The 26,084-nt window shown below is 66.0% G+C and carries 1 protein-coding gene (running past one end of the window); it reads left to right on the top strand.

Annotation, left to right across the window (positions count from 1 at the left end):
- Positions 1-26,084, top strand: partial view of a non-ribosomal peptide synthase/polyketide synthase gene (locus ACSYG9_RS01880; protein WP_454840946.1) — the 3' portion only. Its footprint begins 3,553 nt before the window's first position; 26,084 of the gene's 29,637 nt are visible here — the last part of the coding sequence; its start codon lies off the left edge, out of view; its stop codon occupies positions 26,082-26,084.

The raw sequence follows: 26,084 nt of genomic DNA, 5'->3' as shown, positions 1-26,084 counted from the left end.
GTGCGGTGGCGCTCGAGTTCGAGGGTCGGTCGTTGACGTTCGCGGAGTTCGATTCTCGTGTGAATCGGGTTGCGCGGTATTTGATTTCGGTGGGTGTGGGGCCCGAGTCGACGGTGGGTCTGGCTGTGCGCAGATCGTTGGATCTGCTGGTCGGGATGTATGCGATCGTCAAGGCCGGTGGTGCGTATGTGCCGTTGGATCCGGATCAGCCTGCCGATCGCAACGGGTACATTCTCGATACTGCTGCTCCGGTGGTCGTGCTGACGACCTCGCGTGACGCGTTTGCCGACGATCGTGTGCTTTCGGTCGAACTCGACGTGCTCGATGTGTCGGAGTTCTCCGATGCGGGGGTGACGGACGCAGAGCGTTCGGCGCCGTTGCGGTCGTCGAATGCGGCGTATGTGTTGTTCACGTCGGGGTCGACGGGCCGGCCGAAGGGCGTCGCGGTGTCCCATGCGTCCGCGGTCAACCAGGTGCTGTGGTTGACGACCGAATACGCCCTCGACGCGGCAGACGTCGTTCTGCAGAAGACACCGTTCACATTCGACGTGTCGGTGTGGGAACTGTTCGGTGCGCCGGCAGTCGGCGCCCGCCTCGTCATCGCCACGCCTGACGGTCACCGCGATCCGGCCTATCTCGGACAGGTGATCCGTGACCGGGCCGTGACCGCGACATCGTTCGTGCCGTCGATGCTCGCCGTATTCGCAGGTGCCGTCTCCGCCGCCGAATGCACCTCACTCCGCGTCGTCCTCGTGGCGGGCGAGGCGTTCCCGGTCTCGGTGGCCGAACAGTTTGCGCGTGTGAGCGATGCGGAACTCCACAACCTGTACGGTCCCACCGAGGCGACCGTGCACGCGACCGCCCGGCCGGTCGGCGACCTCACCGCGGGCTCCGTGCCGATGGGGTCACCGGTGTGGAACACCGGCGCCTATGTCCTCGACGACCGCCTCGCGCCCGTTCCGACGGGTGTGGTGGGTGAGCTGTATCTGTCGGGTATCCAGGTGGCACGCGGATACTTCGGTAGGCCGGAACTGACCGCCGAACGCTTCGTGGCCTCGCCGTTCCAGAAGGGCGCACGCGTCTACCGGACCGGCGACCTCGTCCGGTGGACATCGGCCGGTGAACTCGAATACCTGGGCCGCAGCGACTTCCAGGTCAAACTGCGCGGTCTGCGCGTCGAGCTGGGCGAGGTGGAGTCGGCGCTCCTCGAACGCACCCCCGCGACCCAGGCTGCGGCCGACGTACGTCACGAGCAGTTGGTCGCGTATGTCGTTCCCGCGCAAGGGGGCACGTTCGACAGCGCAGGCGCCCAGGAAGCCTTGTCCTCGGTATTGCCCGCGTACATGGTTCCCACGACGTTCGTCGTGCTCGATGTCATGCCGCTCGGCAGCTCCGGCAAGATCGACCGTAAGGCACTGCCCGAGCCCGTCTTCGAAACCCGCCGTTTCCGCGCTCCCACGACACCGATCGAAGAGATCGTCTCGGGCGTCTTCGCTGACGTGCTGGACCTCGACCGGGTGGGCCTCGACGACGATTTCTTTGTCCTCGGCGGCAACTCGCTGATCGCCACTCAGGTGGTGGCCCGCCTCGGCGCAGCACTGGGGACCACCGTTCCGGTTCGTGCCTTGTTCGAAGCGTCCGGTGTCGAAGATCTTGCTGCCCGCGTGGAACGAGCCGGGGGTGACGGGCGTGCGCCGTTGGTGGCGCAGGTGCGTCCGGAGCGGGTGCCGTTGTCGTTGGCTCAGCAGCGGATGTGGTTCTTGAATCGGTTCGAGCCCGATTCTGCGGTGAACAACATTCCGGTGGCGATCCGGTTGTCGGGGTCGTTGGATGTGGCCGCGTTGCAGGCTGCGGTGTCGGATGTGCTGGGACGGCACGAGTCGTTGCGGACGGTGTATCCGGACGTCGACGGTGTCGGGTATCAGCGGGTGTTGCCGGTGTCGGAGGTCGCTCCTGATCTGTCGCCGGTGGCGGTCTCGGAGTCCGATCTGGTGTCGCATGTGCAGTCGCTTATCTCGGCAGGGTTCGACGTGTCGGCGACCGTGCCGATCCGCGTCCGGCTGTTCGCCCTCTCGGCGTCCGAACATGTCCTGGTCCTGGTGGTGCACCACATCGCCGCCGACGGTTTCTCGATGGGTCCGCTGACGCGCGATGTGGTCACGGCCTACTCGATGCGCGCTGCAGGCGGCGAGCCCGTATGGGAACCACTGCCCGTGCAGTATGCGGATTATGCGTTGTGGCAGCGGGAGGTGCTGGGTTCGGAGGACGATCCGGCCTCGGTGATCTCGTCGCAGGTGGCGTTCTGGCGCGACACGCTCGCGGGTATCCCGGAGCAGTTGGATCTGCCTGCGGACCGACCGCGTCCCGTCGTCGCCAGCAACGGTGGTGCCCAGTACGAGTTCACGGTGGGCTCACGGATTCACGACGGAATCCTGCGTCTTGCTCGTGAGCGCGCCGCGACGCCGTTCATGGTTGTGCACGCTGCGTTGTCGGTGTTGCTGGCACGGTTGGCCGGTACCGATGATGTCGCGATCGGGACGCCGGTCGCGGGGCGCGGTGAGGCCGCACTCGACGACGTGGTGGGGATGTTCGTCAACACGTTGGTGTTGCGGGCACGCATCGACGGTGGTGAGTCGTTCGACGAGGTGCTTTCCCGGGTTCGCGGTAGCGATCTGGATGCGTTCGGGCACGCGGATGTGCCGTTCGAGCGTCTCGTGGAGGTGCTGAATCCGGAGCGTTCGACGGCGCGGCATCCGTTGTTCCAGGTGATGCTCTCGTTCCAGAATCTTGCGGCCGAGCGCGTCGAACTCCCGGAACTTGTGGTGTCGGGTATCGAGATCGACACCACCACAGCCAAATTCGACCTTCAGTTCGTCGTCACCGAGGCTCCGGATTCTGAAGGGTCGGCAACGTACTCGGTGGGTCTGACCTACGCGACCGACCTGTTCGACGAGGCCACCATCGCCGGTGTCGCCGACCGCTTCGTGCGGGTCCTCGACGCGGTGGTCACCGATTCGTCCGTGGCGGTCGGTGACGTCTGCCTGCTCGACGCCGACGAGCGCGCCCGGATGGTCGAGGAGTGGAACGACACGGACCACCCGTCGGGCACCTCCTCGACCCTGGTCGAGCTGTTCGAGGCTCAGGCACTGCGCACGCCGGATGCCATAGCTCTCGAATTCGACGGCGAGACGCTGACCTATGCGCAGTTCGCCGACCGTGTCCATCGTCTTGCGCGTCATCTGATCGGGCTCGGAGTGGGTCCGGAATCTCATGTGGGCCTGGCAATCCGGCGTTCGGTCGACCTACTGGTCGGCATGTATGCGATCACCACGGCCGGTGGCGCGTATGTGCCGCTCGATCCCGATCAGCCTGCCGACCGCAACGCCTACATTCTCGGGACTGCGGCACCCGTGGTGGTGCTGACCACCGAGCGTGACGGCTTCGAGGTCCCGCGGGAGGCGAATTCTGTCCCTGTCGTATCGATCGACGCGGTCGATCTCTCGCAGGTGGCGCCCGGGCCGATCACGGATTCGGAACGCACCGCGTCGCTGCGGGCATCCGGTACCGCATACGTGATCTTCACGTCGGGGTCGACCGGCCGTCCGAAGGGCGTGGCCGTCACCCACGAAGCCATCGTAAACCGCCTCCGTTGGATGCAGGACGAATACGGCCTCACGCCCGCCGACGTCGTGTTCCAGAAGACCCCCTTCACGTTCGACGTGTCGGTGTGGGAGTTCTTCTGGCCCCTGCAGGTCGGTGCGCGCCTGCTCATTGCAGTGCCCGATGGTCATCGCGATCCGAGATACCTGGTGTCGACGATGCGTGAGAAATCGGTGTCGGTGGCGCATTTCGTTCCGTCGATGCTCGCGGTATTCGCGACCGAACCGGCGGTGTCGGAGCTGTCGGAGCTGCGGTACATCTTCGCCTCCGGTGAGGCTCTGCCGGCGACACTCGCCGCCCGGGTCCTGGCGACCCTGCCCACCGTGAAGATTCACAACCTCTACGGTCCGACCGAGGCCGCTGTCGATGTGACCTACCACGAGGTGACGGCCGCGGACACTGTCGCGGTGCCGATCGGCGTTCCCGTGTGGAATACGAAGGTGTTCGTCCTCGACGGCCGGCTCCGACCGGTTCCGCTGGGTGTCGCGGGTGAGCTGTATCTGTCGGGCGTCCAACTGGCCCGAGGCTACGTCCGTCGGCCGGACCTCACTGCCGAGCGGTTCGTTGCCTCGCCCTTCGGATCGGGCCTGCGGCTGTACCGCACTGGCGACCTCGTCAAGTGGATCGCTGCCGGCGAGCTCGAGTACATCGGACGCACGGATTTCCAGGTCAAGCTGCGCGGTCTGCGCATCGAACTCGGGGAAATCGAGTCGGCGCTGCTCGAACAGGACGATGTCGATCAGGCGGTCGTGCTGGTCCGTCAGGATCAGCTCGTCGCGTACGCCGTTCCCGCCGCAGGTCGGACCTTCGACGACGCTGCGGTCAGCAGGGAACTGTCGTCGGTCCTGCCCGCATACATGGTGCCCGCGACGTATATCGTGCTCGACGCGCTGCCTCTCGGCGCGTCCGGCAAACTCGACCGCAAGGCACTCCCGGATCCGGTGTTCGAGGTCAAGCAGTTCAGGGCGCCCACCACGGCGATCGAAGAGGTCGTCGCAAGCGTGTTCGCCGAGGTCCTCGGTCTCGATCGAGTCGGCGTCGAGGACGACTTCTTCGCGCTCGGCGGCAACTCGCTCATCGCGACACAGGTCGTGTCACGGATCGGTGCGGCACTCGACTCGACGGTGCCGCTGCGCATGCTGTTCGAGGAGTCGACCGTCGAATGTCTTGCGGCTCGCCTGGAACACGGCGACGCGGCCGGACCTCGACGTCCGCTGGTGGCAACCGAGCGACCCGCACAGATCCCGCTGTCCCTGGCTCAGCAGCGCTACTGGTTCCTCAACCAGTTCGACGCCGCGTCGTCCGCGGTCGACAACATCCCGATCGCGGTGCGCCTCCTCGGCGAACTGGATGCCGCGGCCCTTCATGCCGCAGCCCTCGATGTGATTGCGCGCCACGAATCGTTGCGCACGGTGTACCCGGATTCGCCGGACGGACCACACCAGGTCGTGATCCCGATGGATCAGGTGGAGCCGGATCTCGCGATCCAGGACGTGGCCGACGACGAGCTCGAACCCGCGATCGTCGCATTCATGTCCACCACATTCGATGTGACGCAACAGGTTCCGGTCTCGGTCCGTATCTTCCGGGTGCGCGAGGACGAGCACATTCTCGCGCTCGTGGTCCATCACGTGTCGGCCGATGGAGCATCGGTGGGTCCACTGACCCGCGACCTCATGCGTGCTTACGCAGCGCGTTCGCAGGGGGAGGCCCCCGGGTGGGAGCCCCTGCCCGTGCAGTACGCGGACTACGCGCTGTGGCAGCGTGAGATTCTCGGTTCGGAGGACGACCCCGAGTCGCTTGCCGCGAAGCAGGTCGATCACTGGAAGCGTGCGCTGGACGGCCTGCCCGATCAGCTCGATCTGCCGTCGGATCGTCCGCGTCCGCCGAGCCAGAGTTTCCGCGGCGAATCCCTGCAGTTCACTCTGGCCCCCGAACTCCACGGACGGCTGCAGCGCCTCGCACGTTCGAAGAACGCCACCCTGTTCATGGTGGTCAATGCTGCCTTCGCGACGTTGCTGGCGCGGTTGTCGGGGACCGACGACATCGCGATCGGTACGCCTATTGCTGGCCGCGGCGAGCGCGAGCTCGACGACCTGATCGGCATGTTCGTCAACACACTCGTATTCCGCACCCGGGTGGACGGCAGCACGAGTTTCGCCGAGCTCCTCGAGCAGACCCGCGAGACGGATCTCGGTGCATTCGCGAACGCGGATGTTCCTTTCGAGCGTCTCGTCGAGGTGCTCAACCCGGTCCGTTCCACCGCGCGCAACCCGCTGTTCCAGGTGGGCCTGTCGTTCCAGAACCTGGCGCGCACAGAGCTCGAATTGCCCGGATTGACGGTCAGTTCCACCGACTTCGAGCTCCAGCTCGCCAAGACCGATCTGCAGCTCACCGTCTTCGATCACTACGACGACGATGGCGCGCCGGATCGGATCGACGCCACCTTCACCTACGCAACAGATCTGTTCGACGAGTCCACGGTCGACGGCTTCGCGCAACGTTTCGCACGAGTCCTCGAAGCGGTGGTCGAGGATCCGACGATTCCGGTGGGTGATATCGAGCTGCTGGAGCCGGTCGAGAAGACCCGTACGCTCGAGACCTGGAACGACACCGCACGCGAGGTCACCGACTCCGCGACGCTGGTGGACCTGTTCGACGAGCAGGTTCGCGTCGACCCGGGCGCGACCGCGGTGGTGTTCGAGGGTGGGTTGCTGACCTACGGGGAGTTCGACGCCCGCGTCAACCGTCTGGCCCGGCACCTCATCGGGCTCGGTGTGACGCCGGAGTCGACGGTCGTACTGGCGATGCGCAGGTCGCTGGAACTGCTGGTGGGCATGTACGCCGTGACGAAGGCCGGCGGTGCGTATGTGCCGGTGGACCCTGCTCAACCGGACGAGCGCAACGCGTACATTCTCGACGCGGCCGCGCCGGTTGCGGTGTTGACAACGACCCGGGACAGGTTCACAGGCACGCAACTCGAGGCGAATTCCGACTCCATCATCGAGGTCGATGCTGTGGAGCTCTCCGAGCTTTCAGGGGAGCCGGTGACCGACGCGGATCGTGCTGTCCCGCTGCGTTCGTCGAACACTGCGTACGTGATCTTCACGTCGGGTTCGACCGGCCGCCCGAAGGGTGTGGCAGTGCCGCATTCGGCGATCGTGAACCAGATGCTGTGGAAGCGAGATTATTTCGGTCTCGGCGCGGACGATGCTGTGTTGCTTAAGACAGCGGCGACATTCGACCTGTCGGTGTGGGAGTTCTGGTCGGCTTTGGTCTCCGGTGGCCGTGTGGTGATCGCCTCGCCGGACGGCCATCGTGATCCGGCGTATCTGAATGCGTTGATCGCCGAGCAGGGTGTGACGACGTTGCATGTGGTGCCGTCGATGCTCGAGGCGCTGTTGGTGGAGTCGTCGGGTGCCTTGCCTCGGTCGTTGCGTCGAGTGTTGGCGATCGGCGAGGCGTTGCCGCCGTGGACGGCGCAGCGGTTCGTGGCGTCCAATGACGCGCGGTTGGTGAACTTGTACGGCCCGACCGAGGCTGCGGTGTCGGTGACCGCCGGTGAGGTGGTGGAGCCGTCGGGTACGTCGGTGTCGATCGGTGTGCCGGAGTGGAATACCCGGGTCTATGTTCTCGATGACCGGTTGCATCCGGTGCCGGTGGGTGTTGCGGGTGAGTTGTATCTGGCGGGTGTGCAGTTGGCGCGGGGCTATCACGGTCGGGTGGATCTGACTGCGGATCGTTTCGTGGCGTCCCCGTTTGCGGTAGGGGAGCGGCTGTATCGCACTGGTGATCTCGTTCGGTTCACAGCTGAGGGTGCGTTGGATTATGTGGGGCGTACGGACTTTCAGGTGAAGGTGCGTGGTTTCCGGATCGAGCTCGGTGAGATCGAGTCGGCGTTGCGTGGTGTGGACGGTGTCCGTGACGTGGCGGTGGTTGCTCGTGAAGGCGACCGGACCGGTGCGCAGTTGGTGGCGTATGCGGTGCCGGGGTCGGGCACAGAAATCGACGTGGCGTCGGTGAAGGCCGCGTTGGCGGCCGAACTGCCGTCGTACATGGTGCCGTCGGCGTTTGTGGTGCTCGAGGCGTTGCCGCTGAACGTGAACGGTAAGTTGGATCGGAAGGCATTGCCGGCGCCGGTGTTCGAGGCTCGTGAGTTCCGTGCGCCGGTGTCGCCGGTGGAAGAATCGGTGGCGGCGGTGTTCGCCGAGGTACTCGGAATCGACCGAGTGGGTCTTGATGACGACTTCTTCGAACTCGGCGGCAACTCGCTGCTCGCAACCCAGGTGGCGTCGCGGTTGAGCTTCGCGCTCGGCACGAAGGTCCCGGTGCGCGCCTTGTTCGAAACACCGACGGTCGAGGCGCTTGCCGCGGTGGTCGAGTCGCAGGACACAGAGATCCGCGTGCCGCTCGAGGCCGGTCACCGGCCCGAGAGGATCCCGCTCTCGCCGGCTCAGCAACGCATGTGGTTCCTCAACCGCTTCGACACCGACACGGCCGCGTACAACGTGCCGATGGCCATCCGGCTGAGCGGCGATCTCGACGTGGACGCGCTACAGGCTGCTGTAGCCGACGTCGTCACACGCCACGAATCGCTACGCACCTATTACCCGGAGTCCGTCGACGGCCCGGTCCAGGTGATCGTCCCGGCCACCGAAGTCACCCCGGATCTGCGCCCGGTGAGGGTGGCAGAGCACGAGATCATCGACTCTGTCACCACTGTGGGAGCCACCACGTTCGATGTTACTGAGGAGGTGCCGCTCGCTGCGACACTCTTCCAGGTCGGCGATACGGACTACGTGCTCGCGTTCGTCGTCCACCACATCTCGGCGGACGGCTCGTCGATGGGCCCGTTGACCCGCGACCTGATGCAGGCGTATATGGCGCGCTCCGAGGGCGGTGTCCCCACATGGGAGGCGCTCGAGGTGCAGTACGCGGACTACGCCGTCTGGCAGCGAACGGTACTCGGCTCGGAGGACGATCCCGACTCGATCGCGTCCAAGCAGGTCGGCTACTGGAAGCAGGCCCTCGCGGGGCTCCCGGATCAGCTCGATCTTCCGACTGATCGCCCGCGCCCCGCAGTGCAGTCGTTCCACGGTGCACGGGTCGACTTCACGGTCGACGCCGCCCTGCATCAGCGCCTGACCGATCTCGGCCGGCAGACCAACACGACGCTGTTCATGGTGCTGCACACCGCATTCGCGGTCTTCCTCGCGCGGATGTCGGCGAGCGAGGACATCGCGATCGGTACGCCGATCGCGGGTCGTGCCGAGCGTGAACTCGACGACCTGATCGGCATGTTCGCCAATACCCTGGTCTTCCGCACCCTTGTGGATGGCGAGCTGAGCTTCGCAGAACTCCTCGAGCAGACCCGCGAGACGGATCTCGGCGCATTCGCAAACGCAGATGTGCCGTTCGAGCGGCTGGTCGAGGTCCTGAACCCGGCTCGTTCGACCGCACGGCACCCGCTGTTCCAGGTGGGTCTGTCGTTCCAGAACCTCGCCCAGTCGTCGCTCGAACTGCCCGGGCTCACGATCTCGGGAATCGACGCCGACATGGCGATCTCGCAGTTCGACCTGCACCTGATCGTCACCGATCGATACGACGCCGACGGCCGAGCTGCCGGCATCACCGGCTTCTTCACCTATGCGACCGATCTATTCGACGAGTCGACGGTGGCAGGGTTCACCGAACGACTCAACCGGGTCCTCCGCGCGGTGGTCACCGACGCGGCGATGCCGGTCGGGGACGTGCCGCTGCTCGACCCGGTCGAGAAGACCCGGGTACTCGAAGCGTGGAACGACACCGCGCACGAGGTGGACGGTGCAACCACACTCGTGGATCTGTTCGACGAGCAGGTGCGTCGTGACGCGACCGCCACGGCGCTGGTGGCCGACGGCGAGTTGCACTCGGTGGCCGACGGCGAGTTCCACTCGGTGACCTACGGCGAGTTCGACGCTCGCGTCAACCGGCTTGCCCGGAAGCTGATCTCGATGGGGGTCGCGCCTGAGACGACGATCGTGCTGGCGATGCGTCGCTCGATCGAACTGCTCGTGGGTATGTATGCCGTCGCCAAGGCGGGCGGTGTGTATGTGCCGGTGGATCCGGATCAGCCGGACGAGCGCAATGCGTTCGTCGTCGACGCGGCCGCGCCCGCGGTTGTGCTGACGACCGGGCGCGACGAGTTTGTCATACCAGGGGAGAACCCTGTCTCCACCGTTCTGGTGGATTCTGCGGATCTGTCCGAGTTCTCGGCAGAGCCGGTGACGGATGCCGATAGGCGCGCACCGTTGCGGTCGTCGAACACCGCGTACGTGATCTTCACGTCGGGTTCGACCGGCCGGCCGAAGGGTGTGGCGGTGCCGCACGCGGCGATCGTGAACCAGATGCTGTGGAAGCGCGAATACTTCGGTCTCGGCGTGGACGATGCTGTGTTGCTCAAGACGATCGCGACGTTCGACCTGTCGGTGTGGGAATTCTGGTCGGCGCTGGTCTCCGGCGGTCGTGTGGTGATCGCCTCGCCGGACGGCCATCGCGATCCGGCATACCTGAACCGATTGATGACGGAGCAGGCCGTGACGACGCTGCACGTCGTGCCGTCGATGCTCGAAGCGCTGATGATCGACGGCAGCGGCCGGCTGCCTCGTACGTTGCGTCGGGTCCTCGCGATCGGCGAGGCGCTTCCCGTCGCGACCGCGGAACGCTTCGTGGAACACAACGATGCGCGGTTGGTGAACCTGTACGGCCCGACCGAGGCCGCGGTGTCGGTCACCGCAGGTGACGTGACCGATCTGTCCGAGGCGTCGATCTCGATCGGTGGGCCTGAGTGGAATACCCGGGTCTACGTTCTCGACGAACGCCTCAATCCCGTCCCGGCGGGTGTTCCGGGTGAGCTCTACCTTGCGGGCGCGCAATTGGCGCGGGGTTACCACGGTCGGGCGGATCTGACCGCGGAGCGTTTCGTGGCGTCGCCGTTCGGGTCGGGGGAGCGGCTGTACCGCACCGGCGACCTCGTGAAGTGGACGGCACAGGGAGAGCTGGACTACCTGTCGCGGACCGACTTCCAGGTGAAGGTGCGTGGTTTCCGTATAGAGCTCGGCGAGATCGAGTCGGCGTTGCGGGAACAGAACGAGGTCCGTGACGTTGCGGTGATCGCGCGTGAGGACGAGCGCACCGGTGCGCAGTTGGTGGCGTATGTGGTGCCGGCGGCGGGTGTGGAACTCGATACGACCGAGCTGAAGTCTGTGTTGGGTTCGCGTGTTCCGTCGTACATGGTGCCGTCGGCGTTCGTGGTGCTCGATGGGTTGCCGTTGAATGTGAACGGCAAGCTGGATCGGAAGGCGTTGCCGGAGCCGGTGTTCGAGGTGCGTGAGTTCCGAGCGCCGCGTACGCCGGTCGAGGAGATCGTCGCGGGTGTGTTCGCGGACGTACTCGGTGTGTCGAGGGTGGGGGTCGACGACGACTTCTTCGAACTCGGTGGCAACTCGTTGCTTGCAACGCAGGTGGTCTCGCGCATCGGTACAGCGTTGGGTGCCCGTGTACCGGTCCGGATCGTGTTCGACTCTCCGAATGTCGGTGCGCTCGCTGTCGCTGCGGAGCAGCATGCTGACACCGATTCGAGGACGCCACTCGTACCGCAGTCGCGTCCGGACATGGTGCCGCTGTCGCTCGCGCAGCAGCGCATGTGGTTCCTCAATCGCTTCGACACCGACTCGTCGGTCAACAACATTCCGGTCGCTGTGCGTTTGGCCGGTGAACTCGATGTGTCCGCGCTGCAGGATGCTGTGCGGGACGTGCTGGTGCGGCACGAGGTGCTGCGCACGATCTACCCGGAGATCGACGGGCATCCCTACCAGTTGATCGTTCCCGCAGCCGAGGCCGCACCCGAGGTCGTCGCCGAAACCGTCACCGAGGACGACCTCCTCGCCCGTGTCGGCGAGGTCGTGTCGGCCGGTTTCGACGTCACGTCCGAGATTCCGTTGAGGGTCGCGCTGTTCGCACTGGCGGACAGCGGAAGTGACGCCGAGAACGCGACCGATCATGTGCTCGTCTTCGTCGCGCACCACATCAGCGCCGACGGCTGGTCGATGGCACCGCTCACGCGCGACGTCATGACCGCCTACGTGTCCCGCGCGGCGGGCGAGGCCCCGGCCTGGGCGCCGCTGCCCGTGCAGTACGCGGACTTCGCACTGTGGCAGCGCGAGGTGCTCGGCAGCGAAGACGATCCGGAGAGTGTGCTCTCGGCTCAGGCAGAATTCTGGAAGGGCACCCTCGCCGGCGTCCCGGACGAGCTCAACCTGCCGATGGATCGCCCGCGCCCTCCGGTGCAGTCGTTCACCGGAGGAAAGGTCGAGTTCGCACTCGACGCGTCCGCTCATCGTGAACTCGCGGCGCTGGCCCGCCGGACCGGAACAACCATGTTCATGGTCCTGCACACGGCGTTGGCAGTGTTCCTCGCGCGTATGTCCGACTCCGACGACATCACGATCGGCACGCCGATCGCGGGTCGCGGCGAGCGTGAGCTCGATGATCTGATCGGCATGTTCGTCAACACCCTGGTGTTGCGCAGCCATGTCGATACCGGTGAGACCTTCGAGGACCTACTGTCGCGGGTGCGCGCCGCCGACCTCGACGCGTTCGCACACGCCGACATTCCGTTCGAGCGGCTTGTGGACGTACTCGAGCCCGAGCGGTCCACCGCGCGGCACCCGCTGTTCCAGGTGGTGCTGTCGTTCGAGAACATGCCCGAAACCGCCCTCGAACTGCCGAGGCTGAGTGTGTCCGGTGTGCCGTTCGAACTCGACATCGCGAAGTTCGATCTCGGATTGACGCTGCGTGAACACGTCGACGCCGGCGGTGATCCGGACGGCCTGTCCGCTGAGTTCTCGTATGCGAGCGCACTGTTCGACCACGATACGGTCGAGCGGTTCGCGGAGCGATTCACCCGGCTCGTGAACGGCATCCTGTCCGGAACAGCTACACCGGTCGGCGACCTGCCGCTGCTCGGCGATGAGGAATTCGCGCAGCTCACCAGCATGCGCGGGCACGACGTCCTGACCGAGCCGAAGACCCTCGCGGACTTCCTCACTCTCGGTGTGACGATGGATCCCGACGCCACCGCAGTGCGTTACGAGGGACGTTCGATCACCTACCGGGAGATCGACGAAGCGTCGTCGAGACTTGCCCGGATGCTCATCGATCGGGGAATCGGGGCCGAGGACTTCGTTGCCGTCTCGTTCCCGCGTTCGTACGACATGGCGGTCACCGTCATGGCTGTCGCGAAGACCGGCGCCGCACATGTGCCGGTGGACCCCACGTACCCCGCCGAGCGCGTGCGGTACATGCTGTCCGATTCCGGTGCAGCACTGGGTATCACGTCGTCGCAGTACGCCACCGGTCTGCCCGACGACGCGGAATGGCTACTCGTCGACGACCCCGACTTCGTCGCGGAGGTCGACGCACGTGCGTCCACACCGATCAGCGACACGGATCGCGTACGCCCCACTCACGTGTACCAGCCCGCCTACCTGATCTACACCTCGGGTTCGACGGGGCAGCCGAAGGGCGTCGTCGTCACCCACTCGGGTCTGGCCGGTTTGAAGGACATGGTCACCGATCTGTACGGCGTGACGTCCGAGTCGCGGTTCCTGCAGATCTGCTCGCCGAGCTTCGACCCGTCGGTACTCGAATGGATGGCTGCCTTCTCGTTCGGTGCCACGTTGGTGATCGTGCCGTCGACGATCATCGGTGGCCCGGATCTCGCGGAGCTGCTGCGCACCGAACGGGTGACGCACACGATCATCACCCCGGTGGTGCTCGGGACCATGGAGTCCGACGGCGTCGACAGCTTCGAAGTGTTGTCGGTCGGTGGCGATGTCACCACGCCGGAACTGCTGTCGGAGTGGTCGAAGCGCACGACCTACGTCAACGCGTACGGGCCCACCGAGGCCACGATCGTATCGACCTTCGGGCAGATGGTGCCGGAGCGCCCGATCACGATCGGTGAGCCCATCGTCGGCATGACCACCCTGGTGCTCGATTCACGTCTGCGGCCGGTCGCGGCCGGTATGGCGGGTGAGCTCTACGTGGCGGGCCGTGCCCTTGCGCGCGGTTACCACCGACGCAACGCTCTCACCGCCGAACGATTCGTCCCGAACCCGTACGGCGAAGCCGGCGAACGCATGTACCGCACCGGTGATGTGGTGCGGTGGCGTGCTGTCGAGGATCGTCTCGAACTCGAGTTCGTGGGGCGCAGCGACTTCCAGGTGAAGGTGCGCGGTTTCCGTATCGAACTCGGCGAGATCGACGCTGTGCTCTCGGCACACGACACCGTCAACTGGACAACCACGGTCGGTCGTTCGACGGCGTCGGGTGCGACGGTGTTGGTGTCGTATGTCTTGCCTGCGGCGGGCCGGACTGTGGATGTGGCGGGGTTGACGGAGTTCGTGGCTCGGTCGTTGCCGCCGCATATGGTGCCGTCGGCGATCGTGGTGCTCGATGAGGTGCCGTTGACGCCGGTGGGCAAGTTGGATCGTGATGCGTTGCCGGAGCCGGTGTTCGAAGAGCGTGAGTATCGCGGTGCCGGTAGTGAGGTCGAGGAGATCATTGCGGAGGTGTTCGCGGAGGTTCTGCACTTGGAGAAGGTGAGTGTGGACGAGTCGTTCTTCGCGCTCGGTGGTGATTCGATCGTGTCGATTCAGTTGGTGTCGCGGGCGAAGGCTCGTGGTGTGGTGTTCACGCCGCGGGATGTGTTCGAGCGGCGTTCGGTGGCGGGGCTGGCGGAGGTCGCCTCGCGTGTGGATGCGGATGCGCCCCAGAAGCTGGCCGAACTTCCGGGTGGTGGTGTCGGTGATGTTCCGTTGACGCCGATCATGCGTGAGGTGCTGGGCTGGCCCGGTGGCTTCGACCGATTCTCGCAGACCATCGCTGTCAACCTTCCGCAGGACATCACCGCGGACGTGCTCGAGCGGACGATCGGTGCTGTGGTGGATCACCATGATGCGCTGCGGTCGATCCTCGACCGGAGTGATGACGCGGCAACACTGCGCATTCGCGCCACGGGCACTGTCGACGCGTCGTCCCTGATCACCAGGATCGAGGTCGCGGCCGAGATCTCCGATGCCGATCTCACCGAGATCGCCTCGCGCGAACTCGATTCCGCGCTCGGGCGCCTCGACCCGGTATCGGGGTCGGTACTGCAGTTCGTGTGGTTCGACTTCGCCGGCGGCGCCCGGCCGGGTGTGTTGCTGATCGTCGCGCATCACCTGGTGATGGACGGTGTGTCGTGGCGAATCCTGTTGCCGGACCTCGGTCTTGCGTGGGGGCAGATCGTCGCAGGGCAGGATGTCCAGCTCGCCGAGGTCGGGACGTCGTTGCGGCGCTGGGCGCACGGCCTCGTCGAGGCGGCGCCGTCGTATCGAAATGAGCTGGAGTTGTGGGAGCGGGTTCTCGGTGAACCCGACCCGCTGCTCGCGCAGCGTCCCTTCGACCCCGCGGTCGATGTCACCTCCACGGTGGAACGCATCGAACTGACACTGGATTCACGGCAGACCGAGGCGTTGCTGACGTCGGTGCCGTCGTTGTTCCGTGGTGGTGTCGCCGATGGTCTGGTGGCGGCGTTGGGGTTGGCGTTGGTGCGGTGGCGTCGTGATCGTGGTGTGGAGTCATCGTCGGCGTTGGTGAAGTTCGAGGGTCACGGTCGTGAAGAGGCTGTGGTTCCGGGTGCGGATCTGTCGCGGACGGTGGGGTGGTTCACGAGTGCGTATCCGGTGCGGGTGGATCTGGCGGGTGTCGATGTCGATGATGCGTTCGCCGGTGGTGTGTCGGTCGGTGCTGCGGTCAAGGCTGTGAAGGAGCAGTTGCTGGCGATTCCGGACAGGGGCATGGGGTATGGCCTGTTGCGGTATCTGGATGGGCAGTCGTCGGTGCGGTTGGGTGCGGTGGCGAAGTCGCCGCAGATCAGTTTCAACTATCTGGGGCGTGTGTCTGCTGCGGATGTGCCGGAGGAGTTGGCGGCGATCGGGTGGGCGCCCACCGGCGCACTCGGCCAGGTCGACGCCGCGCTCGATGCGGACATGCCCGCCAGTGCCGCGATCGACATCAACGCGATCGTGAACGATGGGCCGGAGGGTCCGCAGCTCGGCGCGAACATCGCATTCCCCACCGGACTGTTGGATCGCGACGATGTCGACGAGTTCGCGCAGCACTGGCGCGCGGCTCTCGACGCGCTCGTCGCCCACGTCGACGCACCCGACGCCGGCGGGCTGACACCGTCGGACGTTCCGTTGGTGAATGTGACCCAGTCCGGCCTGGAACGGTGGGAATCGCGGTACCGGCCGGTGGCCGATGTGTGGCCGCTCTCGCCGCTGCAGTCCGGTCTGTTGTTCCACGCGCTGATGACGGCCGACGATGACGTCGACGTGTACACGATGCAGGCGGTGCTCGACCTCGAAGGCGCGGTCGACGCGGACCGTCTGCACCGGGCTGCTCAGGGGCTGCTCGATCGGCATGCGAATCTGCGCACCGTCTTCGTCACCGACGACGACGGCGACTCGGTCCAGCTGGTGCTCGACGACGTACAGGTGCCGTGGCGCACAGTCGACATGTCGTCGGAGGTCGCGTCTTCGGGAGTGACGGCCACCGTCCCGTTCTGGCGCGACGAGGAGTCCCGCGGATTCGTCATGGACACCGGACCGCTCATGCGGTTCGTACTCGTCTCGCTCGGCGGTGATCGCTACCAGCTCGGCGTGACCACGCACCACGTGCTGGTCGACGGCTGGTCGATGCCGCTGCTCATGCAGGACCTGATGGCCCTGTACGCCACTCGCGGCGATACGTCGATGCTGCCGCGTGCGCGGTCGTACCGATCGTTCCTCGAATGGGTCGGCACACGCGACCTGGAGGCCTCGCGCGACGCCTGGTCACACGTATTCGACGGATTCGACGAACCGACACTGCTCGCCCCGCAGTCGCCCCGTCATCCGGGGGAGCAGGGCGACGACCGCGTCAAGATCGAACTGGACGCGCAGCGCCTGGCCGCGATCAGCGATGCCGCGGCGCGCCTCGGCGTCACCGTGAACACTCTCGTGCAGGCCGCATGGGGCGTGCTGATCGGACGTCTCACCGGCCGCGACGACGTGGTGTTCGGCGCGACCGTGTCCGGACGCCCCGCCGACCTGCCCGGCGTGGAGTCGATGGTGGGTCTGTTCATCAACACCCTGCCGGTGCGGGTGTCCTTCGACCCCGACGAGCCGATCGGCGAGTTCCTCGGTCGTCTGCAGAGCGAACAAGCCGCGCTGCTCGAACATCACCATCTCGGACTGACCGACATCCAGCGGGCCTCGGGTCCCGCGGTGGCCTTCGACACCCTCACCGTGTTCGAGTCCTACCCGCTCGACGAGGAGGGCCTCGCCCAGCAGGCCTCGTCGATCGACGGCATGTCCGTCACAGGTGTCGGTACACACGACGCCACGCACTACCCGTTGAGCCTGTTCGTTCACATCAAGACGGGCATGGAAGTCGAACTGCGCTATCAGCGTGCACTTTTCGATCGCGATCAGGTGTCCACGCTCGTTGCCCGCTTCGTGCGTGCACTCGAGTCGCTTGCTGCGCGGCCCGACAATCATGTGGGTGACATCGAGCTCCTCGATGCCGCGGAACTCGACCGGATCCTCCACGACTGGAACGACTCGGCGCACGAACTCGACGCGTCGGCACTGCTCACCGACCGTTTCGACGCGCAGGCCGCTCACACACCCGACGCTGTCGCACTCGTCTACGAAGGTGACTCCCTCACCTACGCCGAGTTCGACGCTCGCGTCACACGCCTCGCGCGACACCTGATCGCGCACGGTGTGGGGCCGGAGTCGTTGGTGGGCTTGGCCATCCGACGGTCTCTCGACCTCATGGTGGGTATGTACGCGATCGTGCGCGCCGGCGGCGCATGGGTGCCGATCGATCCCGACCACCCCATCGATCGTGTCCGGCACATCCTCGACACGGCCGATCCGGTCTGCATCGTGACCACAGCGCGCGACGAGTTCGAGGTGCCGTCGGATCTCGGTATCCGGTCGATCGCCATCGACGTGCTCGATTTGTCGAACACCTCGATCGCACCGGTCACCGATGCGGACCGGATCGCACCGCTGCGTCCTGACAACACCGCCTACGCGATCTTCACGTCCGGTTCGACAGGACGCCCGAAGGGCGTCGCGGTGACGCACCGCGCAATCGTCAACCAGACGGAATGGATGCTGCACGAGTTCGAGATGACCTCGAGCGACGTGTACTTCCAGAAGACCGCCACCACGTTCGACGTGTCGCTGTGGGGCTTCTTCATGCCCTTGAGCGTGGGTGCCCGTCTCGTGATCGCCACCCCGGACGGTCACCGCGACCCCGCGTACCTGTCCGAAGTCATTGCACGCGAGCGCGTCACGATCACCGACTTCGTGCCGTCGATGCTCACGGTGTTCGCCGCCCACGCCGACGCCGAAGAATGCCGCACTCTGCGCGACATCTTCGTGATCGGTGAAGCCCTGCCGCCCGAGACGATCGACGGTGTCCGCAGGATCAGCTCTGCGGACATCGACAACCTGTACGGACCCACGGAAGCCGCCGTGTCCGCCACCTACTGGCAAGCACCGGCAGCGGGTTCGGTCGACGTGGTGCCGATCGGTGTCCCGGAATGGAACGTGCAGGCGTACGTCCTCGACGGCCGGCTCCGCCCCGTTCCCGTCGGTGTCCCGGGAGAGCTCTATCTCGCAGGTGTCCAGCTCGCACGCGGGTACGTGCGCCGCCCGGACCTCACCTCGGACCGGTTCGTCGCGAATCCGTACGGGGAGTCCGGCAACCGGATGTACCGAACGGGCGACCTCGTGACGTGGAACGAGCATGGCGAACTCGAATACATCGGCCGCACCGACTTCCAGGTGAAGTTCCGTGGCCAGCGCATCGAGCTCGGCGAGATCGAAACCGCGCTGCTCGCCCACGATTCGGTGAACCAGGCTGCGGTACTGGTGGTGCAGACACCCACCGGCGACCAGCTCGCCGGATACGTCGTGCCGGCACCGGGACGGAACATCGACACCGGCGAACTCGTCGAGTTCGTGTCGGAGACGCTGCCCGCGTACATGGTGCCGTCCGCGTTGGTCGTGCTCGGAGAGTTCCCGCTCAACACGTCTGGCAAGCTCGACCGCAAGGCGCTTCCCGCTCCGACGTTCGAAGCGCGGGAGTTCCGGGCTCCGACGACACCGATCGAGGAGATCGTTGCGACGACCTTTGCCGATGTCCTCGGTGTCGAACGTGTCGGCCTCGACGACGACTTCTTCGCGCTCGGCGGAAACTCACTGATCGCGACGCAACTCGTTGCGCGCCTCGGGTCGGCACTCGATGTTCGTATTCCGGTGCGGGTGCTGTTCGAGTCCTCGACCGTGCATGCCCTCGCCGCGCAGGCAGAGCAGCACACGGGGTCGACGCGTCGCGCACCGCTGGTGCCGCAGCAGCGCCCGGATCGGGTGCCGCTGTCGCTTGCACAGCAGCGCATGTGGTTCCTCAATCGCTTCGATGCGACGTCGAGCGCCGACAACCTCCCCGTCGCAGTGCGGCTGACCGGCGCCCTCGACGTGGATGCGCTGCAGGCGGCCGTGCGTGATCTGCTCGATCGACACGAGGTGCTCCGCACGATCTACCCGGAGGACGACGGTCGTCCCTACCAGCAGATTCTGTCGGTGGACGAGGCGATGCCGAACCTCGACGCTGTGCAGGTCGACGAAGCGGACCTGCCCGGACGGATCCTGGAGATCGTGGGCGCTGGGTTCGACGTGACGACACAGGTTCCATTGCGTGCGGTGCTGTACAGGCTGGGGGCGTCGGTCTCTGATCACGTGCTCGTATTCGTCGTCCACCACATCAGCGCCGACGGCTGGTCGATGGCACCGCTCACCCGTGATGTCATGGCCGCCTACGTGTCCCGTACGAACGGCGAAGAACCTGCCTGGGCTCCGCTGCCGGTCCAGTACGCGGACTTCGCGTTGTGGCAGCGTGAGGTTCTCGGCTCGGAGGACGATCCGGAGAGTCTGCTGTCGACCCAGGCCCAGTACTGGAAGCGTGCGCTCTCCGGCATTCCGGACGAGCTGAATCTGCCGATGGACCGTCCGCGTCCGCCGGTGCAGTCGTTCGCCGGTGGCCGGGTCGAGTTCGCGCTCGATGCGTCCACGCATCGTGAACTGGCTGCGTTGGCCCGCCGGACCGGCACGACCATGTTCATGGTCGTCCACACCGCGCTGGCGATCTTTCTGGCGCGCATGTCCGACTCCGACGACGTGGCGATCGGCACCCCGATCGCGGGTCGCGGCGAGTCCGAACTCGACGACCTGATCGGCATGTTCGTCAACACCCTGGTGTTGCGGAGCCGTGTCGAGGCGGGCGAGCCGTTCACCGACCTGCTGGCGCGGGTCCGTGAGATCGATCTCGAGGCGTTCGCCCACGCGGACATCCCGTTCGAGCGGCTCGTCGAGATCGTCGAGCCCGAGCGGTCGACGGCGCGGCACCCGCTGTTCCAGGTGGCCCTGTCGTTCGAGAACCTGCCGTCCGCGGATTTCGAGCTTCCGGAGCTGAGTGTGTCCGGCGTGCCCTTCGATGTGGACACCGCGAAGTTCGACCTGTCGCTCACGCTGCGCGAAGGCATCGGGCAAGACGGTGCACCTGCCGGCATATCGGCCGAGTTCTCCTACGCGAGCGCGCTGTTCGATCACGGTACCGTCGAACAGTTCGCGCATCGGTTCGAACTGCTGATCTCCGGCCTCCTCGCGGATCCACAGGCACCGGTCGGGGATCTCCCGCTGCTCGGCGGCGACGAGTTCGGCCGGCTCACGCACGTCCACGGGGATCGCGTCGGAGCGGGCGGAACCCTCGCCGATATCCTCACGGCGGCGGTCACGCTGGATCCGAACGCCACCGCGGTCCGCTACGAGGGGCGCTCGATCAGCTACCGCGAGCTCGACGAGACCTCGTCGAAGCTCGCGCGCATCCTCATCGGACAGGGCGTCGGCCCGGAGGACATCGTCGCGGTGTCGTATCCGAGGTCGTACGAGATGGTTCTGAGCGTGTGGGCGATCGCGAAGGCCGGTGCCGCGCACCTGCCGGTCGACCCCACCTATCCCGTCGAGCGTGTGCGGTACATGCTGGCCGATTCCGGCGCGGTCCTCGGTATCACGTCCTCGACCTATCGGGACGGACTACCCGGGGACTCCGACTGGATCGTGCTCGACGATTCGACGTTCACCAGTGAGCTCGACAGGCAGTCGGAGCTGCCGGTGGGCGCCTCCGACCGGGTGCGTCCGCTGTCGCTGTTCCACCCGGCCTACGTCATCTACACCTCGGGTTCGACGGGCCGTCCCAAGGGCGTCGTCGTCACACACCAGGGTCTGGGCGGGGTTGTCGACACCGCCGTCGAGCTGTACCACCTGCGTGCCGGACATCGTTTCCTGCACATCTGCTCGCCGAGCTTCGACCCGTCGGTGCTCGAGTGGATGGCGGCGTTCACCAGTGGTGCGACGCTGGTGATCGTGCCGTCGACGATCATCGGTGGCCCGGATCTCGCGGACCTCCTGCGCACCGAGCGGGTGACTCACACGATCATCACCCCTGCGGTGCTCGGCACGATGGATCCGACGGGGATCGACAGCCTCGAGGTCGCGTCGGTCGGCGGCGACGTCACCACGCCGGAACTGCTCGCCAAGTGGGCACCGGGCCGCAAGTACTTCAACGGATACGGCCCCACCGAGACGACGATCATCTCGTCCTTCGCTCGGCTCGAGCCGGGACGCCCCATCACGATCGGCCACCCCACTCACGGGGTGTCCGCGCTCGTGCTCGACGCACGGATGCGTCCCGTCCCGGAGGGCGTCGCCGGTGAGCTGTACATGGCAGGTGCGGCGCTTGCCCGCGGTTACCACGGCCGCAGCGCCCTCACCGCTGAGATGTTCGTCGCCAATCCCTACAGTCCGGACGGTTCACGGATGTACCGCACGGGCGACGTCGTCCGGTGGCGGGCCGGCGGGGAGCGTCTCGAGCTCGAGTTCGTGGGGCGCAGCGACTTCCAGGTGAAGGTGCGCGGTTTCCGTATCGAACTCGGCGAGATCGACGCAGCCCTGGCGGCACATGAGACCGTCGATTTTGCCGCAACCCTCGGCCGTTCGACGGCGTCGGGTGCGACGGTGTTGGTGTCGTATGTGTTGCCCGCGGTGGGCCGGACTGTGGATGTGGCGGGGTTGACGGAGTTCGTGGCTCGGTCGTTGCCGCCGCATATGGTGCCGTCGGCGATCGTGGTGCTCGATGAGGTGCCGTTGACGCCGGTGGGCAAGTTGGATCGTGATGCGTTGCCGGAGCCGGTGTTCGAAGAGCGTGAGTATCGCGGTGCCGGTAGCGAGGTCGAGGAGATCATCGCGGAGGTGTTCGCGGAGGTTCTGCACTTGGAGAAGGTGAGTGTGGACGAGTCGTTCTTCGCGCTCGGTGGTGATTCGATCGTGTCGATTCAGTTGGTGTCGCGGGCGAAGGCTCGTGGTGTGGTGTTCACGCCGCGGGATGTGTTCGAGCGGCGTTCGGTGGCGGGGCTGGCCGAAGTTGCTGTTCGGAGCGACGAGTCTCAGGGCCTCGTGCGGCTCGACGAACTACCCGGTGGTGGTGCCGGTGATGTTCCGTTGACGCCGATCATGCGTGAGGTGCTGGGCTGGCCCGGCGGCATCGACCGGTTCTCCCAGTTCGTCTCCGTGACCCTTCCGCAGGACATCACCGCGGACGTGCTCGAGCGGACGATCGGTGCTGTGGTGGATCACCACGATGCGCTTCGGTCGATCCTCGACCGCGACGACGCCGGCATCACCTTCCGCGTGCGCGTTGCCGGTGACGTGGACGCAGGGTCCCTTCTCACCCGCGTCGAGGCTCCCACAGACATCAGCGACGAGGACCTGACCGCCCTCGCCGGACGTGAGATCGATGCGGCCCTCGGCCGACTCGACCCGTTCGCCGGGGCGATGCTGCAGTTCGTGTGGTTCGACTTCGGTTCGGCCGGGCGTGCCGGGGTGCTCGCCGTCGTTGCCCATCACCTCGTGGTCGACGGAGTGTCGTGGCGAATCCTGTTGCCGGACCTCGGTCTTGCGTGGGGACAGATCGTCTCCGGCCAGGAGAAGGTCGAGCTTGCCGCAGTCGGGACGTCGTTGCGGCGCTGGGCGCACGGTCTCGTCGAGGCGGCACCGTCGCATCGCGACGAACTGGGGCTCTGGGAACAGATTCTCGAGGGTCCCGATCCGCTACTCGGCGAGCGGCCGTTCGATCCGTCCGTGGACACCGCGTCCACCGTGGAGCGTTTCGACGTCAGCGTGCCCGCCTCGGACACCGAGGCGTTGCTGACGTCGGTGCCGTCGTTGTTCCGTGGTGGTGTCGCCGATGGTCTGGTGACGGCGTTGGGGTTGGCGTTGGTGCGGTGGCGTCGTGATCGTGGTGTGGAGTCATCGTCGGCGTTGGTGAAGTTCGAGGGTCACGGTCGTGAAGAGGCTGTGGTTCCGGGTGCGGATCTGTCGCGGACGGTGGGGTGGTTCACGAGTGCGTATCCGGTGCGGGTGGATCTGGCGGGTGTCGATGTCGATGATGCGTTCGCCGGTGGTGTGTCGGTCGGTGCTGCGGTCAAGGCTGTGAAGGAGCAGTTGCTGGCGATTCCGGACAGGGGCATGGGGTATGGCCTGTTGCGGTATCTGGATGGGCAGTCGTCGGTGCGGTTGGGTGCGGTGGCGAAGTCGCCGCAGATCAGTTTCAACTATCTGGGGCGTGTGTCTGCTGCGGATGTGCCGGAGGAGTTGGCGGCGATCGGGTGGGCGCCTACGGATGCGCTAGGCAAGCTCGACGTGGTCCAGGACGCGGACATGCCCGCGAACGCTGCGGTCGATATCAACGCCGTGGTCAGCGACGGGCCGGAGGGTCCGCAGCTCGGCGCGAACATCGCGTTCCCGGCGGGACTGCTCGATCGCGACGACGTCGACGAACTCTCCCAGCACTGGATTGCTGCGCTGAGCGCCCTCGCGGAGTACGCGACGGGGCCGCAGGCAGGTGGACTCACCCCCTCGGATCTGCCGCTGGTCGACCTCGATCAGACCGAGATCGAACACTGGGAGCGCCGCTACCCGGCGCTCGACGACGTGTGGCCGCTCTCACCTCTGCAGTCCGGTCTGCTGTTCCATGCATCGATGATCGACGAGAGTCACGTCGACGTGTACACAATGCAGGCTGTGCTCGACCTCGAAGGCGCGGTCGACGTGGATCGCCTGCGCGGCGCAGGTCAGGCGTTGCTCGACCGGTACCCGAATCTCCGCACCGCGTTCGTCACCGACGACAAGGGCGACTCGGTTCAGTTGGTGCTCGACGAGGTTGAACTGCCTTGGAAACAGGTCGATCTCGGAGATCTTCCTGCCGACCGTCGCGAGACGGAGCTTGCGGAGGTGCTTGCAGCCGAGCAGGCTCGCCGGTTCGAAATGGAGACCGCTCCGCTGATGCGGTTCCTGCTCGTCAAGGAATCCGATGGCCGGTACCACCTCGCAGTCACGAGCCATCACATACTGCTCGACGGCTGGTCGATGCCGCTGCTCATGCAGGACCTGATGGCCCTGTACGTGCTGCGCGGAGATCAGTCGTTGCTGCCGCGTGTCCGCTCGTACCGCCACTTCCTGTCCTGGTTGTCGGAGCAGAATCGCAACGACTCCCTCGATGCGTGGGCGGACACCCTCCGCGGTATGGAGGAGCCGACGATCCTGGCACCGGCCGTCCGCGACGCGGACAACGACACGATCTCCACGGTGTCGGTGCTCTACGACGCCGAACGGACCGCGCGGTTGACCACGTTCGCCGGGCAACTCGGGGTGACGGTCAATACGCTGGTCCAGGCGGCGTGGGCAGTGCTCGCAGGCCGGCTGACCGGACGGAACGACGTGGTGTTCGGCGCGACCGTCTCCGGGCGTCCCGCAGACCTGCCCGGCGTGGAGTCGATGGTGGGTCTGTTCATCAACACGCTGCCGGTGCGGGTGAACGCCGAACCGGACGAGTCGGTCGAGGCATTGCTTACGCGTCTGCAGGCGGAGCAGGCCGGACTCCTCGATCACCACTACGTCGGCCTGTCCGACATCGAACAGCGCGCAGGCATCCCGATCGGGTTCGATTCGCTGCTGGTCTTCGAGTCGTATCCGATCGACCGCGAAGCACTGTCCGATGCGGCAGGGTCGATCGACGGGATGACCATCACGGGGGTGAGTGTCAAGGACGCGACGCACTACCCGATCACGCTGCTCACCGTTGCCGACACGGCGATCGACTTCACCTTCAAGTACCTCGAGCGCTTCTTCGACGAGGTGGCGATCTCGAGGATTTCCGAGCAGTTCGTCCGGGTACTCGACGCGTTCGTCGACAACCCGGGTGATCCGGTCGGTGACATCGATCTGCTCGGTGCCGACGAGGCGGCTCGCATCGTCGAAGAATCGGGACCGGTGACTCCGGTCGTCACATCCGCGGCACGCACCCTGGCCACCGTCCTCAGTGAGGTCCTCGAGGAGGACCCGTCCGCTCCGGCTCTGGCGGTACCTGCGGACGCCGCCACCGGTGAGGAAGGACGCGAGTTCTCGTACCGGCAACTCGACGAGCAGTCGTCGCAGCTTGCCCGTGTGCTCATCGCACGCGGTCTGGGAACGGGGGACATCGTGGCCATCGCGATACCGAGGTCGGTGGCTTCGGTGGTCGCGCAATGGGCCGTGGCGAAGACCGGCGCGGCCCTTGCGATTGTCGACTCTCAGCGGTGGACGACAAGTCTGCCGTCGGGTGCGGTGCTGGGCTTGACTGTTGCGGCGGTGACCGCAAGTGCACCGGCCGGCGACTGGCTCGTGATCGACGACGAGGCGTTCACGCGAGAAAGTGCAGCGATGCCGGCGGATCCGGTCACATATGCCGATCGTGTGCGCCCGGTCGAGCCGTCCGACCCGGCGGTGGTCCTCGATTCGCGAACGCTTTCCAACGCGGAACTGGTCGATCTGCTCGTTACCCTGCGCGACCGGTACTCGATGACCTACGAGTCCCGGAGCGCGGCGGTTTCGCGTGCGGGGATCAACGGTGCGGGAGCGACGGCACTGGCGCTCGAGCAGTTGCTCGTCACCGCGACGGGGGCGGCCGTCGTGCTCGTTCCCGAAGGCATCCTCGGTGGTGAGGACCTCGATGGGCTTCTCTACAACGAATGGGTCACGCACGCCCACCTGCCTGCGGCGTCCCTGGAGACCCTCGAACCCGGTCTCGAAGACCTCGCGGTGGTCGTGGTTGTCGACGAAGCTCCGGCAGGAGTGCTCACGCAGTGGCAGAGTGCACATCAAGTGCACATCGTTGCTGACCAGCATTGA

This window comes from Rhodococcus sp. SJ-2, from assembly GCF_053750035.1.
This window is presented reverse-complemented; position numbering and strand designations above follow the sequence as displayed.